The sequence below is a fragment of the Arthrobacter cavernae genome (assembly GCF_017368795.1).
In the GTDB taxonomy this organism is placed as follows: Bacteria; Actinomycetota; Actinomycetes; order Actinomycetales; family Micrococcaceae; genus Arthrobacter; species Arthrobacter cavernae.
Window position 1 is genome coordinate 56885 of sequence record NZ_JAFNLL010000024.1, and the last position, 13336, is coordinate 70220.

The 13336-nt window shown below is 66.4% G+C and carries 12 protein-coding genes; 3 read left to right on the plus strand and 9 right to left on the minus strand.

The window, feature by feature from the left end; genetic code table 11:
- Window positions 1–94 precede the first annotated feature (94 nt).
- From secF to pdxT, 8 genes are all read right to left on the minus strand, one after another.
- Window positions 95–1099 (minus strand): protein translocase subunit SecF, encoded by a 1005-nt coding sequence (gene secF, locus J1902_RS10820; protein ID WP_207616263.1) that lies wholly within the window; start codon window positions 1097–1099, stop codon window positions 95–97.
- Window positions 1099–2841 carry a protein translocase subunit SecD gene (gene secD, locus J1902_RS10825; protein ID WP_207616264.1) on the minus strand — a complete coding sequence of 581 codons (1743 nt, stop codon included), beginning with the start codon at window positions 2839–2841 and terminating at the stop codon, window positions 1099–1101. The genes secF and secD overlap by 1 nt, the downstream gene beginning before the upstream one ends.
- 113 nt (window positions 2842–2954) lie before the next feature.
- Window positions 2955–3353: a preprotein translocase subunit YajC gene (gene yajC, locus J1902_RS10830; RefSeq protein ID WP_207616278.1), complete on the minus strand. Its 399-nt coding sequence runs from the start codon at window positions 3351–3353 to the stop codon at window positions 2955–2957.
- A gap of 185 nt (window positions 3354–3538) precedes the next feature.
- On the minus strand, window positions 3539–4615 hold the full coding sequence (gene ruvB / locus J1902_RS10835) for a Holliday junction branch migration DNA helicase RuvB (RefSeq protein ID WP_207616265.1): 1077 nt from the start codon (window positions 4613–4615) through the stop codon (window positions 3539–3541).
- Window positions 4608–5252: a Holliday junction branch migration protein RuvA gene (gene ruvA, locus J1902_RS10840; RefSeq protein WP_207616266.1), complete on the minus strand. Its 645-nt coding sequence runs from the start codon at window positions 5250–5252 to the stop codon at window positions 4608–4610. The genes ruvB and ruvA overlap by 8 nt, the downstream gene beginning before the upstream one ends.
- Window positions 5253–5354: 102 nt before the next feature.
- Window positions 5355–5933 (minus strand): crossover junction endodeoxyribonuclease RuvC, encoded by a 579-nt coding sequence (ruvC, locus tag J1902_RS10845; RefSeq protein ID WP_207616267.1) that lies wholly within the window; start codon window positions 5931–5933, stop codon window positions 5355–5357.
- 46 nt (window positions 5934–5979) lie between these two features.
- Window positions 5980–6735 carry a YebC/PmpR family DNA-binding transcriptional regulator gene (locus tag J1902_RS10850; RefSeq protein ID WP_207616268.1) on the minus strand — a complete coding sequence of 252 codons (756 nt, stop codon included), beginning with the start codon at window positions 6733–6735 and terminating at the stop codon, window positions 5980–5982.
- Window positions 6736–6738: 3 nt separating this feature from the next.
- Window positions 6739–7440, minus strand: a complete 702-nt coding sequence (pdxT, locus tag J1902_RS10855) for a pyridoxal 5'-phosphate synthase glutaminase subunit PdxT (RefSeq protein WP_207616269.1) — start codon at window positions 7438–7440, stop codon at window positions 6739–6741.
- A 101-nt stretch (window positions 7441–7541) separates the two neighbouring features.
- Here pdxT and J1902_RS10860 point away from each other — a divergent pair, with 101 nt between their 5' ends.
- Window positions 7542–8876, plus strand: a complete 1335-nt coding sequence (locus J1902_RS10860) for a Mur ligase family protein (RefSeq protein WP_207616270.1) — start codon at window positions 7542–7544, stop codon at window positions 8874–8876.
- A complete protein-coding gene (locus J1902_RS10865; protein ID WP_207616271.1) occupies window positions 8873–9679 on the plus strand; it encodes a type 1 glutamine amidotransferase in 807 nt (268 codons plus the stop codon). Before J1902_RS10860 ends, J1902_RS10865 begins: the two co-directional genes overlap by 4 nt.
- Window positions 9680–9712: 33 nt before the next feature.
- Here the strand turns inward: J1902_RS10865 and J1902_RS10870 are convergent, their stop codons facing one another.
- Complete coding sequence (locus J1902_RS10870) at window positions 9713–10960, minus strand: CapA family protein (protein ID WP_242701880.1); 1248 nt, start codon at window positions 10958–10960, stop codon at window positions 9713–9715.
- Between the two features lie 82 nt (window positions 10961–11042).
- On the opposite strand from J1902_RS10870, the gene J1902_RS10875 reads away from it, so the two are divergent.
- Entirely contained in the window at window positions 11043–13055 is a 2013-nt protein-coding gene (locus J1902_RS10875) for a M3 family metallopeptidase (RefSeq protein ID WP_207616272.1), read from the plus strand.
- Window positions 13056–13336: the final 281 nt, after the last annotated feature.

The following is a 13336-nucleotide window of genomic DNA, read 5'->3' on the forward strand; positions in this document are numbered from 1 at the left end:
CTCCAACAACCGGACGGCACCATGACGAACGCGCCAACGGCAAGGGCCGGCCCCGCCGTGGTGGCGGGGGCCGGCCCTTGCATTGCGGTGTCCGCTAGACGGTGGCTGCCTCGGAGGCAGCATCCGCACGGCGCTGGGCCACCTTCTTGGCCTGCTTGACCAGCTCCGGCTCGCCCTGCCGCAGCCAGGCGTAGAGCGGGGCCGCGATGAAGATCGTGGCGGCGGTGCCGATCAGGATGCCCACAAACAGTGCCAGCGAGAGGTCACGCAGGGTGCCGGCGCCGAGGAGTCCGGCTCCGATGAAGAGGATCGCGGCAACCGGCAGGACGGCGACCATCATGGTGTTGATGGACCGGACCAGCGTCTGGTTGACGGCGAGGTTGACTTCTTCGGCGAAGGTGCGCCGGCTGGAGGTGGTGACGTCCGCAGTGTTCTCGCGGATCTTGTCGAAGACCACCACGGTGTCGTACAGCGAGTAGCTCAGGACGGTCAGGAAGCCGATGATCGCCGACGGCGTCACTTCGAAGTCGCTGAGGGCGTAGACGCCGGCCGTGGTGAACATCGTGACGAGCATGCCCACGAGGGCGGAAAGCGACATCTTCCAGGTCCGGAAGTACAGGGCCATGAGCACGGCGGCGAGGCCGACAAAGACCATCAGGCCGATCAGGGCCTGCTTGGTCACGTCCTGTCCCCAGGTGGGTCCGATGAAGGTCGAGGTGACCTCGTTGTCGGTGACGCCGTAGGCGCTGGTGAGGCCTTCCTTGACCCGGATGGTCTCGTCCTCGCTCAGCTTGTCCGTCTGGATGCGCATGGTGGTGCCTGCCACGTTGGCGACGCGGGGCACGGCACCGGAAACCACGTCATGGACGGCCTTTTCGCCGAGCGCAGCCGAGGTGGTCTTCACGTTGGAGACGGTGAATTCGGAGCCGCCGCGGAATTCGATGCCCAGGTTGAATCCTCCCTTGACGGCGGGAACCAAAATGGACACGGCCACGGCGACGGCGGCGATGATGAACCAGATCTTCTTGGCGGCAACAAAGTTGTACGAGCGCTTGCCCGTGTAGAGCTCATTGCCGAAGGTTGCGAAGCTCGATGTCATTACTTCTCCTCCTTGGTGCCGTTGGAAGAACCGGCCAGCTGGCCCTGCTTTTCAGCAAGGCGCCGTTCGGCAATGGTCATGCGGCGTTCGGCCTCAGCCACGGCACCGGTGTTGCGGGCACGGACCACGGCGGGCTTCTCCGTGGGTGTGCGGAGCCGGCCGGCACCGCGGTACAGGGGCACGGCGCCCAGGCGGTCCGGGGAAAGGCCCGAGAACCGGTGGCCATCGCCGAAGAACTTGGTGCGGGCGAGCAGCTGCAGCACAGGGTGGGTGAAGATGAACACGACCAGGAGGTCGGCCACGGCGGTCAGGCCCAGGGTGAAGGCGAAGCCACGCACGTTGCCCACGGCCACGAAGTACAGCACCAGTGCCGCCAGCAGGTTGACGGCCTTGGAGGCCAGGACCGTGCGCTTGGCACGCTTCCAGCCGTTCTCGACGGCGGACACGAGGCCGCGCCCCTCACGCAGTTCGTCGCGGATGCGTTCGAAGTAGACGATGAAGGAGTCCGCAGTCTGGCCGATGGCCACGATCAGGCCGGCGACACCGGCCAGTGAGAGGCGGTAGTTCTCGGTCCAGCCAAGGATGGCAATGGCCAGGTACGTCAGGGCACCGGCCACCACGAGGGAGGCAATGGTGACCAAGCCCAGCGCCCGGTACTGGAACAGCGAGTAGACAACCACCAGCAGGAGGCCGATCAGGCCGGCCAGCAGGCCGAGGCGGAGCTGTTCGCCACCGAGCGTGGCCGAAATCTGCTGCTCGGACTGGATTTCAAAGCTGATCGGCAGTGCACCGTAGCGCAGCTGGTCGGAGAGCGCCTTGGCCGATGCCTGGGTGAAGTTGCCCGTGATCTGCGGACGGCCGTCGGTGATGACAGCAAGGGAACGCGGCGCCGAAATGACCTGGTCGTCCAGGACGATGGCGAACTGGGACTTGGGGTCGTTGCCGATCTCGCCGCCGGCAGCGATGTAGAACTGGTTCAGGCGCTCGGTGACGGCCTTGAACTTGGAAGCGGCATCACCGTTGAAAACGATGTTGACGCCCCAGGCGTTGGTGACCGATCCTTGGGCGCCCTGCACCTGGCTGAAGGAAGATTCAGTGATGTCCTGGCCCTTGACCTCAACGGGACCGAGGATGTACTTCAGGCCGGTGGAAGGCTCGCAGCTCACCAGCGGCTTGGCCGGGTCGGAGCGCTCCTGCCTGTCCGTCGCAGGATTCACGCAGTCCAGGGCCTCGAAGGCCTTCACGACGTCGGCGGTGACCCAGTTCGAGTCGCTCGCATTGGTGGGCGCCGCGGCGGGCACGGGCAGCTGGTCCTCCGGAGTGCGGGACTCAACGGGAATGGCAGCGCCGTCACCGACGGCAATGACCGGACGGAAGTTCATGTCCGCCGAGGCCTGGATCAGCGCGCGGGTTTCCCTGGAAGGAGTTCCCGGGAGGCTCACCACCACGTTGCGGCCGGACTGGGTGCTGATTTCGGCTTCGGCAACACCGGAACCGTCCACGCGCTGGCGGATGATGGCAACGGCCTGGTTCAGCTGCTCCTCATTGATGTCCCCCGAGCCCTCAACCTTGGGCGCCAGGATCATCTGGGTGCCGCCTTCAAGGTCCAGGGCCAGCTTGGGCGCCCAGCTCGCGTGACCCGAGATGACGCCGCCGCCCAGGACTGCTGTCAGTACAACGAAAATTGCTCCAAGCCATGTCAGCACCCTGCGGGCTGTGTTTTTGGGGCCGGTCCGTGCCATTATCGATCTTCCTGTTGATGCCGGAACGGCCGCCGGCGGGCGCTGGTGAGCGCCTGCCGGCGGCGGTCCGCTGCCGTAGAGGTTGTTCGCGCGGTGTTCCCGCGGCTTACGGTCTAGCTGTCCTTCTTGTCCTCACCGTTGGGGCGCGCGATGGTCTCGTCCGGGGTCTCGGAGGAGGCAGGCGTTTCAGGAGTGGCCGGAGCCTCAGCCTCGGAACCCGTGAGGGAGGACGCGTCGTCCGGAACCACCGGGGCTGCCTCGGTGGGCTCGATGATCTTGGTCACGGCCTGGCGGTGCACGGTGGCCTGGTTGCCGGGAGACAGTTCGAGAACGACTTTATTCTCGGCCTCGTCCATCGAGACGATGCGTCCGAACAGCCCGAAGCTGGTCATGACGTCCACTCCGGGGGCAAACTTGGACTGCAGCGTGGCCTGCTGCTGCTGGGTCTTCTTGTTGCGGCGGAACATCATGAAGACAAAAAGTCCAAGCATGACGAACAGCAGTATGGTCATTGGGTCCACAGGGAAGTTCCGTTCTGTACTTACGTTTCTGGTTCGCGGCATCGTCCCGGCGGACCCTGCGGCTGTGAGGCGTTGCCCGCCGGCCGCATGCTGCTCCGCAGGGCGGTGCACAGATCCAAGGACTCGGACGTGCCGAGTGTCATACCAGTCTAGAGGGAAAAGCTGGACACAAGGTGTTAGCGGCCGGTGTCGGCTGTTTCGGCTTCCGTTTCCTCTTCCGCGAAGAGGGCCAGTGCTTCCTGGCCGAAAACGCCGGCCGGCACGGCATAGCCGAGGTGGGTCCAGGCCGGGGCCATGGCAATCCGTCCCCTCGGGGTCCGGCCGAGGAGGCCTTCCCTGACAAGGTAGGGCTCGGCGACGGTTTCCACCGTTTCGGGTTCTTCGCCGACAGCGATCGCCAGGGTGGACAGGCCCACCGGTCCGCCGTTGAACTTGGTGATGAGGGCTTCCAAGACGGAGCGGTCCAGGCGGTCAAGCCCCCGCTTGTCGACCTCGTACATGTCCAGCGCGGCGGACGCCGAATGGGAATCGATCTGCTCTATGCCGTGCACCAGGGCCCAGTCACGGACACGCCGCAGCAGGCGGTTCGCTATGCGGGGGGTCCCCCGGGAGCGGCCCGCGATTTCGCTGAACCCCGCAGAGTTGACCTTCAGGTCCAGAAGTCCGGCCGATCGGCGCAGCACCAGCTCCAGTTCCGCGACGGAGTAGAACTCAAGGTGGCCGGTGAACCCGAAGCGGTCGCGCAGCGGCCCGGGAAGGAGCCCGGCCCGGGTGGTGGCCCCTACCAGGGTGAACGGGGGAAGTTCCAGCGGGATGGCGGTGGCGCCGGCGCCCTTGCCCACCACGATGTCCACGCGGAAGTCTTCCATGGCCATGTAGAGCATTTCCTCGGCGGGCCGGGACATCCGGTGGATCTCGTCCAGGAAGAGCACTTCCCCCTCCGAAAGCGAGGACAGGATGGCGGCCAGGTCACCGGCGTGCTGGATGGCGGGGCCGCTGCTGATGCGCAGCGGCGCATTCATTTCCGAGGCGACGATCATGGCGAGCGTGGTCTTGCCCAGGCCCGGAGGCCCGGAAAACAGCACGTGGTCCGCGCTGCGCCCGCGCATGCGGGATGCCTCGAGAACCAGGGAAAGCTGCTTGCGGACCCGGTGCTGGCCCACGAAGTCGTGCAGGTTCTTGGGCCGCAGTGCCGCCTCGATGGCGCGTTCCTCCGGCTCTTCCCCCCCGCCTACAAGGGACGGCTCAGCCACGGCTGCCTACCCGGTTCCCCGCACGGGCACCGTCCTGGCCCAGCCAGCGCAGGGTGGCCCGCAGGATCTGGGCGACGTTGCCGTCCTCTGCCAACCCGGGGGAATCCGCCAGCGCCTTGTCGATGCTGCCGGTGGCATCTTTCTCGGACCAGCCCAGGCTGGTCATCGCGGCGACGACCTGCGGTTTCCAGACCGTCTCCGCAGAAAGCGCCGGAGTTGGGGCGGCGCCGGTGCCGTGCGGCACGAGCTTACCGGCGAGTTCGAGCACAATGCGGCCCGCTACCTTGGGGCCGATGCCCGGAACCTTGGTGAAGGTCTTGCTGTCGCCGGTGTGCGCGGCCACGCGGATGGCCTCGGGTTCGTGGACGGCCAGCACGGCAAGCGCCAGGCGCGGCCCCACGCCGCTCACACTGAGCAGGACGTCGAAAACTTCCCGTTCGTCGTCGTCGGCAAAGCCGAAAAGGGTCAGCGAGTCTTCCCGGACGATCAGGGAGGTGAAGAGTTTCGCTTCCTCGCCGAGCTTCAGGTGGCCCAGGGTCTGCGGCGTCGCGAAGACGCTCATTCCGGCACCGTTGAGGTCGATGACCGCCGTCGACAGACCAACGTGTGCCACGGTTCCGCGGAGAAAACTGATCAAGACCCGGCTCCTGAAGTACCGTCCACCCTCCGGCAAGCAGGAAGCAGCAGGGGCGGACTATCCGAACATATCTACGAACAGACTAGCAAGAGCAGCGCTGATTCAGCGCCCGCGGCGCGCTTTCGCTTCGGCTTCGGCCCAGGCCCGCTGGGCCGGGGTCAGGGAGTCCTTCCCCGGGCCTGTGGCAGATGCGGCCGCCCCGCTGCCGGCACGCCAGGCATGCGTCAGGGCCAGGGCGAGGGCGTCCGCGGCGTCGGCGGGCTTGGGCGGGGCATCGAGCCGCAGGATCTTAGTCACCAGCTTGGTGACGGAGTCCTTGTTGGCCGATCCGCTGCCGGTCACGGCCGCCTTGACTTCCGACGGCGTGTGGAGCGCCACCGGGAGGCCGCGGCGCGCGGCTGCAGCGATGACCACGCCGGAGGCCTGCGCCACCCCCATGACGGTGCTGACATTCATCTGGGAGAAAACGCGTTCGACAGCGACGACGTCCGGCTTGTACAGGTCCAGCCATTCGTCGATGGCCTCGGCAATGACCAGGAGGCGCCTGTCCAGAGTCTGCCCGGCCGAGGTGCCCACCACCCCCACGGCGACCATGGTGGCACGGCGGTTCCGTTCAACGTCCACCACGCCGATGCCGCAACGGGTGAGGCCCGGATCGACTCCCAATACGCGAAGAGTCAAGTCCGGGCCTCCCTGTTTGTTGCCAGCTTCTGCCGCAATGAGTGTGCTACTCGGCTTCGAGCGCAGCCTGGACTTCCTCGCTCATGTCCGCGTTGGTGTACACGTTCTGGACGTCGTCGAGGTCCTCGAGGGCGTCCACGAGCTTCATGAACTTCTTAGCGCCGTCGAGGTCCAGCGGCACCTGCATCGAGGGCACGAATTCGGCTTCGTCGGATTCGTAGTCGATGCCGGCTTCCTTGAGCGCGTCGCGGATCGCCTGCAGGTCCTGGGGCTCCGAGTGGATTTCCCAGTTCTCGCCGCTGTCCTTGACTTCCTCCGCGCCTGCGTCCAGCACGGCCATCAGGAGGTCGTCCTCGCTCAGCCCGTTCTTGGGCAGGTTCACGACGCCCTTGCGGCTGAAGAGGTAGCTGACGGAGCCGGGGTCGGCGATGGTGCCGCCGTTGCGGGAGATGGCGAGACGGACTTCCGAAGCGGCGCGGTTCCTGTTGTCCGTGAGGCATTCGATCAGCAGCGCCGAGCCCTGCGGGCCGCGGCATTCGTACATGATCTCGGTGTAATCGACGACCTCGCCGGTGAGGCCGGCGCCGCGCTTGATGGCGCGGTCGATGTTGTCGGCCGGGACGGAGGTCTTCTTGGCCTTGGTGACGGCCAGTTCCAGGCCCGGGTTGCCGGCCAGGTCCGGTCCGCCCATGCGTGCCGCAACTTCGATGTTCTTGATCAGCTTGGCGAACGACTTGGCCCGGCGGCTGTCGAGGATGGCCTTCTTATGCTTGGTGGTTGCCCATTTGGAGTGGCCTGACATGCTTTACGCTTCTCCTCTGATCATTCGAATAAAGAGTTCATGCACGCGCTTCTCGCCCGTCACTTCCGGATGGAAGGAGGTGGCCAGCAAATGACCGGAACGCACTGCAACAATTCTAGCCAACCCGTGCAACGTCGCGGTGTGGCTGGCGTGGGCAGGGTCCACCTGGGCCAGGATTTCCACGCTGGGGCCGACGCGCTCCACCCAGGGGCCGCGGATGAACACGGCGTGAACGGGGTCCACGCCGTTCTCGCCCGCGCTGAAGTCAAGGCCCTTGAAGTCCAGGTCCGTTTCAAAGGACTCGCGCTGTCGGCCGAAGGCATTGCGGCGGACGGTGATGTCCAGGCCGCCGAAGGTCTGCTGGGGGTTGCCGGCAAGGTCCTTGGCCGGGTCCGCGATGTCGTGGGCCAGCAGGATCATGCCCGCGCAGGAGCCGTACACGGGCAGGCCGTCGGCGATGCGCTTGCGGATCGGATCGGCCAGCTCGAAGATGCGGGACAGCTTGTCGATCGTGGTGGATTCGCCACCGGGGATAATCAGGCCGTCGACGTCGTCGAGCTCGGCCGGGCGGCGGATGCCCACGCCGGTGGCGCCCGCGTCTTCCACGGCGTGGAGGTGCTCGCGGAAGTCGCCTTGCAGCGCCAGGACGCCGATCCGCAGGCCTGCACCCACGCGCGAATACGCGTTGGAAAGGGGGTTGGTCATTTGACCATCATAATGCGCCTGCCGCGGCCGGCGTGCGCGCAGTAGGCCCGGGGCCGGCTCCGGGCCGGGGTCCATGCCTCAACTGGGATATATTACAGAACATGTTTTCCTTCAGCGTTCCGCTCGGCAAGCTGGTCCGTGCACTGTCCAGGCTCCGCGGCGGAGGCTCGGCTTTGCCCGGCCTGGTGGTCGAAAAAATCGACCCCGGCTTCATGCAGCGCACGCTGGCCATGCTCCCCCAGGGCGTGGCTGTGGTCAGCGGCACCAACGGCAAGACAACCACCACCAAAATGGTGGTGGAACTGCTCGAGAGCCAGGGACTGAAGGTCTTCACCAACCGGACCGGCAGCAACTTCACCCGCGGCGTTGCCGCCTCCTTGCTGGGCGAGGTGGACTGGCGCGGCCGGCTGGATGCCGACGTCGCGGTGCTGGAACTGGACGAGGCGCACGCGGTGCACTTCGTCAACCAGGTCCCCCCGCGCTTCAGCCTGCTGCTCAACGTGCTGCGTGACCAGTTGGACCGTTTCGGCGAGATCGACAAGACCGCCCGGCTCCTGCAGCACATTGCTGCCAAGACCAGCGGCACCGTTGTCCTGAACCGCGAGGACCCGCGCGTGGCCCGGATTGCGGCCACAGTGACCGGACCCGAAGTCCTCTACTTCGGCCTGGATGAATCGCTCCGGAGCACGTTCCCCAACGACGACGACATGCGTGCCCCGCACGCCGCTACGGCGCACGGGGCGGCCACCGCTCACGTAGCCGGCACCGCTGCTGCCATTCCCGCCGTCGCCGTTCCTACCGCCCCTGAGGCCGACGTCGTGCTCCGCCGGGTGGGTGCCGAAGACGCCGATTTCGAGTTCGACGGCGCAACCATCACCACGCACATGAAGCTGCGCGGCGTGTACAACATCTTCAACGCCGCCGCCGCACTGGCCTTGGCACGGGCCATCGCCGGCACGGGCAGCACGGACACCACCAAGCTGGTCAAGGCGCTCTCCGAGGTGGCCCCGGCGTTCGGCCGCGGCGAGAGCCTGACCGTGGACGGCCAGCCGCTCGAGCTGGTGCTGGTCAAGAACCCGAGCGGTTTCCGGCTCGGCCTGAAGTCCTTCCCGGCCAAGGGCTACGCCTCCATGATCGCCATCAATGACAACTACGCCGACGGCCGGGACATGTCCTGGCTGTGGGACGTTGAGTTCGACTCCCTGCGGGAAGACGGCGTGGAGGTCCTCACCGGGGTGCGCGCCTACGACATGGCACTGCGCCTGCAGTATGACGAGGTGCGGATCGGCGCCGTGGACACGGACATCCCTGCGGCGCTGGCAGCCTTCATCCGGGGCTCGCAGGGCAAACCCAAGCGGATTTTCTGCACCTACACGTCCATGCTGGCGATCCGCCGCGAACTCGCCAAAATCACCACAGTAGAGGTGGTCTCATGACCCCGGCAGACGACACCACAGCACAGCCCGGGGCCACAGCACAGCCCGACACCGCAGCACGGCCCGACACCACGGCACAGCCCGGGAAGGGCACCATCCGCGTGCTCCAGCTGTACCCGCGCGAAATGAACATCTACGGCGACTGGGGCAACGCCCTGGTCCTGCAGCAGCGGCTCCGCTGGCACGGCTACACCCCGGAACTGATCGAATACAACGTGGGCGACGAATTCCCGGAGGACGTGGACGTCATTGTGGGCGGCGGCGGCCAGGACAGCGGGCAACTGCTGATCCAGGACGATCTGCAGGCACGCGGCGAGACCCTGCGGCAGTTGGCCACGGACGGCACGCCCATGCTGGTTATCTGCGGCCTCTACCAGCTGTTCGGCAAGTTCTTCAAGACCAGCGCCGGCCCGGTCATCCCGGGCATCGGCATCCTGGACGTCGAAACCAACGGCACGGATGAGCGCCTCATCGGCAACGTCACGCTCAACTCCCCCGAGTTCGGCGAAATCCTCGGCTACGAGAACCACAGCGGACAGACCACGCTGGGTCCCGGCGTCGAACCCCTTGGCAGCGTCTCAAGGGGTGCAGGCAACAACAGCAAGGACGGGCATGAAGGCGCCCGCTACCGCAACGTCGTCGCCAGCTACTTGCACGGATCGCTGCTGCCCAAGAACCCGGCCATCGCAGACTTCCTGATCCGGACCGCCGTCGAACGCAAGTACGGCACCTTTGTGCCCGGAACGCCCGACGACGGTTACGCCCGCCTCGCGCGCGAACACGCGGCCCGCCGCCCGCGGTAGACCCCCGGGACTCCGCCGGGACTCAAAGCCCGGCTATTTCTCCTTGGTGATGAGGAGCTCGTGGGCTCCGGCCGTGGCCGCTCCCATGGATTCGACCACCGTCTTGGTGCGCAGACGGGTTTCGGCGTCGGCCGCCGGCGTGGCACAGACGCCCTGCGGTGCATCGCTGGCCACCGAGCACCAGCGGTACGGGTCGCGGACAATGACAGACGGCGCCCACGCCAGGTCCGAGGCCTTCCAGACTCCTGCTGCGTTCTGGCTGAACTGGGCGCGGACCAGCAGGCCCTCGTTGTTGACCACGTACCAAGGCGAGAGCTCGGTGACGCCGTTGCCGAGGCCGTACACAATCCAGGTGCCCTTGTAGTTCTCGATCGGCAGCACCGAGTGTGTGTGGTGCCCGTAAATCATGGTGAACTGGCCGCTGTCCACGAGGGCATGGGCAACTTCCTGCTGCTGGGCGTTGGCCTCGCTCGCGTATTCGTCGCCGGCGTGCATGACACCGAGCACGATATCCGCACCGAGCGCCCGCGCTTGCGTGGCCTTCGCAATCATTGCCGCAGGATCCAGTTCGTCAACCAGCCACGGGTACTCCGGGATCTGTCCGTTGTGGCCATACGTGCCGATAATGACGGCCACGGTTGCCGCATCGGTCTTCAGCATGAGCACTTCCTTGGAAGCTGCTTCCGTACGGTAGGAGCCAGTGTGCTTGAGGCCTGCGGCATCCAGGGCGTCCAAAGTGCGGAGCAGGCCGGCCGTGCCCCGGTCGATGGTGTGGTTGCTGGCCGTGGTGCAGGCCTGGTAGCCGACGTCCTTGGAGGCTGCGATGATCTGCGGCGGCACGTTGAACGAAGGGTAGGCGGAGAACGGACCCTCAGGCCCGGCAACGGGCGTTTCCTGGTGGCAGACGCCGAGGTCGCTGTTGCGGATGTAGCGGCGCTGGCCTTCCAGAAGGGGCACGAAGGTGTAGCCGGGCTGCCCTGCGGCGGCTGCATCCTGCCGCGCCTGCTGCCACAGCTGCGTGTGCACCAGCATGTCGCCGGTGACGGTGATGGAGGTGCAGCGCAGCTCCGGGCAGGCCGGCCCCTTGCCGGGCGTCGGCGTGGGGGTCGGCGTGGGCGTCGGGCTTTGGGTCACCGGGGCGGCCGCTCTGGAGGAGCTGTTGGCATCGGGGTCCGCTACCACCCCGCAGGACACCAGGGACGCTGCCAGAGCCAAGGCGGCCAGGGCCGCCGCGGTGCGTGACGCCGTCGTTGGCCGGTGGAAAGTCAAGGGGAGACGCATGCCAGCCATCCTACGGGGGTGGCTACGACACTTTGCGCGCGCCGCCATTGAGAGCCGGATTCTTACGTGAAAGAGTCACTTCATGACCAATCCTCTCCTGAGTCCCAGTCCCCTGCCGTTCGGGCTTCCTCCATTCGCCGGGATCGAAGATGCCCACTACGCCGAAGCCGTAGGCGCCGGTCTCGCCGAGCACCTTGCTGAAATCCAGGCCATTACCGGACAATCCGAGGCTGCCACCTTTGAGAACACAGCCGTGGCCATGGAACGGGCGGGACGCCTGCTCGAACGCGCCGCGGCTTCCTTCTACACACTGGTCTCTGCGGACGCCACGGACGCCATCAGGGAACTGGAGACCGAGCTCTCGCCGAAGTTTTCGGCGCACCAGGATGCCGTGTACATGGACCGGGCACTGTTCGAGCGCTTTGCAGCGATCGATGTCTCCGGGCTGGACAGTGAATCTACGCGCTTGGTGGAGGAATACCTCAAGGAATTCCGCCAGTCCGGCATCCAGTTGGATGACGCCGGCCAGGAACGGCTCAAGGGCATCAACGCCGAGCTGTCCCGGCTGGGTACCGAGTTCGGCCAGCGGGTCAAGGAGGCCATGAAATCCTCGGCCCTGCTGCTGGACGACGCCGCCGAGCTGGCAGGGCTGCCGGCCGACGACGTCGCCAGCGCCGCTGAGGCCGCCCGGACGGCAGGGCACGAGGGCAAGTACCTGCTCACCCTGATCCAGCCGAGCAACCAGCCGGCCATGTCCGCCCTGGAAAACCGGGAAGTGCGCCGCCGCCTCTACGAGGCCTCGCTCGCCCGTGGCAGTGCCGGCGGCAGCCTGGACGTCCTCGAACTGGTGACGTCCATGGCCCGGCTGCGGGCGGAGAAGGCCACGCTGCTCGGCTTTGCCAACTACGCCGAACTGACCGTGGACCGGCAGACGGCCCCGGACTTCGGAGCCGTACAGGCCATGATGGACCGCCTGGCACCCGCCGCCGTCCGGAACGCCGACGCGGAAGCCGCCGCCTTGGCGGAGACCGCCGGCCACCCTCTCGAAGCCTGGGACTGGTCGTACTACTCCGCCAAGGTCCGCCGCGAACGCTACGCGGTGGATGAACAGGCGATCCGGCCCTACTTCAGCCTGGACAAGGTATTGCGCGACGGCGTCTTCTACGCGGCGACGTCCCTGTACGGGATCACGTTCCACGAACGCGCGGATCTGGCCGGGTACCACCCCGACGTCCGGGTCTGGGAAGTCCGCAACGCCGACGGCTCGGAGCTCGGCCTGTTCCTGGGCGACTACTACACGCGGGAAACCAAGCGGGGCGGCGCCTGGATGAATTCACTCGTGGAACAGTCTTCCTTGCTGGGCACCAAGGCCGTGGTCATCAACAACCTCAACATTTCGAAGCCGCCCGCGGGTGAGCCCACGCTGCTGACCCTTGATGAGGTCCGGACGGTCTTCCACGAGTTCGGACACGCCCTGCACGGCTTGTTTTCCGATGTCACGTACCCGCGCTTCTCGGGCACCTCCGTGCCCCGGGACTTTGTCGAATACCCTTCCCAGGTCAATGAAATGTGGATCATGTGGCCGGAGGTCCTGGCCAACTATGCACGGCACCACGCCACCGGCGAGCCGCTGCCGCAGGATGTGGTGGACAGGCTGAACGAGTCCCGGCTGTGGGGCGAGGGCTTCGCCACCACCGAATACCTGGGGGCCGCGCTGCTCGACCTCGCCTGGCATGTCCTGGCGGCCGAGGACGTGCCCGCCGACGCGGCGGCGTTTGAGGCCAAGGCGCTCGCTGCGGCGGGCGTGGCCCACAGCCTGATCCCGCCCCGCTATCGGACCGGTTACTTCCAGCACATCTTCGCGGGCGCCGGATACGCCGCCGGGTACTACTCCTACATCTGGAGCGAAGTCCTGGATGCCGACACCGTCGAATGGTTCACCGAAAACGGCGGACTGAGCCGGGAGAACGGGGACCGTTTCCGCACGGAGCTGCTGGCCCGCGGCAACAGCCGGGACCCGCTGGACTCGTTCCGGACGTTCCGCGGCCGCGACGCCAGGCTGGAGCCGCTGCTGAAACGCCGAGGGCTCGAGTAACTTTCCCCAAAACAACGACGCCGGGCGGTCACCCAAGAAGGTGACCGCCCGGCGTCGTTCATAACCAAAGCACCTCAAGCCGAGGGCAATGGCAATCCGGCAGCGCGTTCGACTGCTTCTCCACAAACTCGGCGCCGAGGCGCCTCGTCTATGGAGCCTCGGCAGTCTCTCTTATTAAGACAAAGGAGCTAGAGCCGATTGCCGCCAAGGATCAGCGCCGTCCGGCGCCCAGAAGTGAGACCTACCAGCCGCGCTCGGCGAGGCGGTGCGGCTGCGGGATC

What these genes read in the sequence shown, in the direction of transcription:
- secF (WP_207616263.1), bottom strand. Translation starts at nt 1,099, where the DNA reads ATGACATCGAGCTTCGCAACCTTCGGCAATGAGCTCTACACGGGCAAG.
- secD (WP_207616264.1), bottom strand. Translation starts at nt 2,841, where the DNA reads ATGGCACGGACCGGCCCCAAAAACACAGCCCGCAGGGTGCTGACATGG.
- yajC (WP_207616278.1), bottom strand. Translation starts at nt 3,353, where the DNA reads ATGACCATACTGCTGTTCGTCATGCTTGGACTTTTTGTCTTCATGATG.
- J1902_RS10850 (WP_207616268.1), bottom strand. Translation starts at nt 6,735, where the DNA reads ATGTCAGGCCACTCCAAATGGGCAACCACCAAGCATAAGAAGGCCATC.
- pdxT (WP_207616269.1), bottom strand. Translation starts at nt 7,440, where the DNA reads ATGACCAACCCCCTTTCCAACGCGTATTCGCGCGTGGGTGCAGGCCTG.
- J1902_RS10860 (WP_207616270.1), top strand. Translation starts at nt 7,542, where the DNA reads ATGTTTTCCTTCAGCGTTCCGCTCGGCAAGCTGGTCCGTGCACTGTCC.
- J1902_RS10865 (WP_207616271.1), top strand. Translation starts at nt 8,873, where the DNA reads ATGACCCCGGCAGACGACACCACAGCACAGCCCGGGGCCACAGCACAG.
- J1902_RS10870 (WP_242701880.1), bottom strand. Translation starts at nt 10,960, where the DNA reads ATGCGTCTCCCCTTGACTTTCCACCGGCCAACGACGGCGTCACGCACC.
- J1902_RS10875 (WP_207616272.1), top strand. Translation starts at nt 11,043, where the DNA reads ATGACCAATCCTCTCCTGAGTCCCAGTCCCCTGCCGTTCGGGCTTCCT.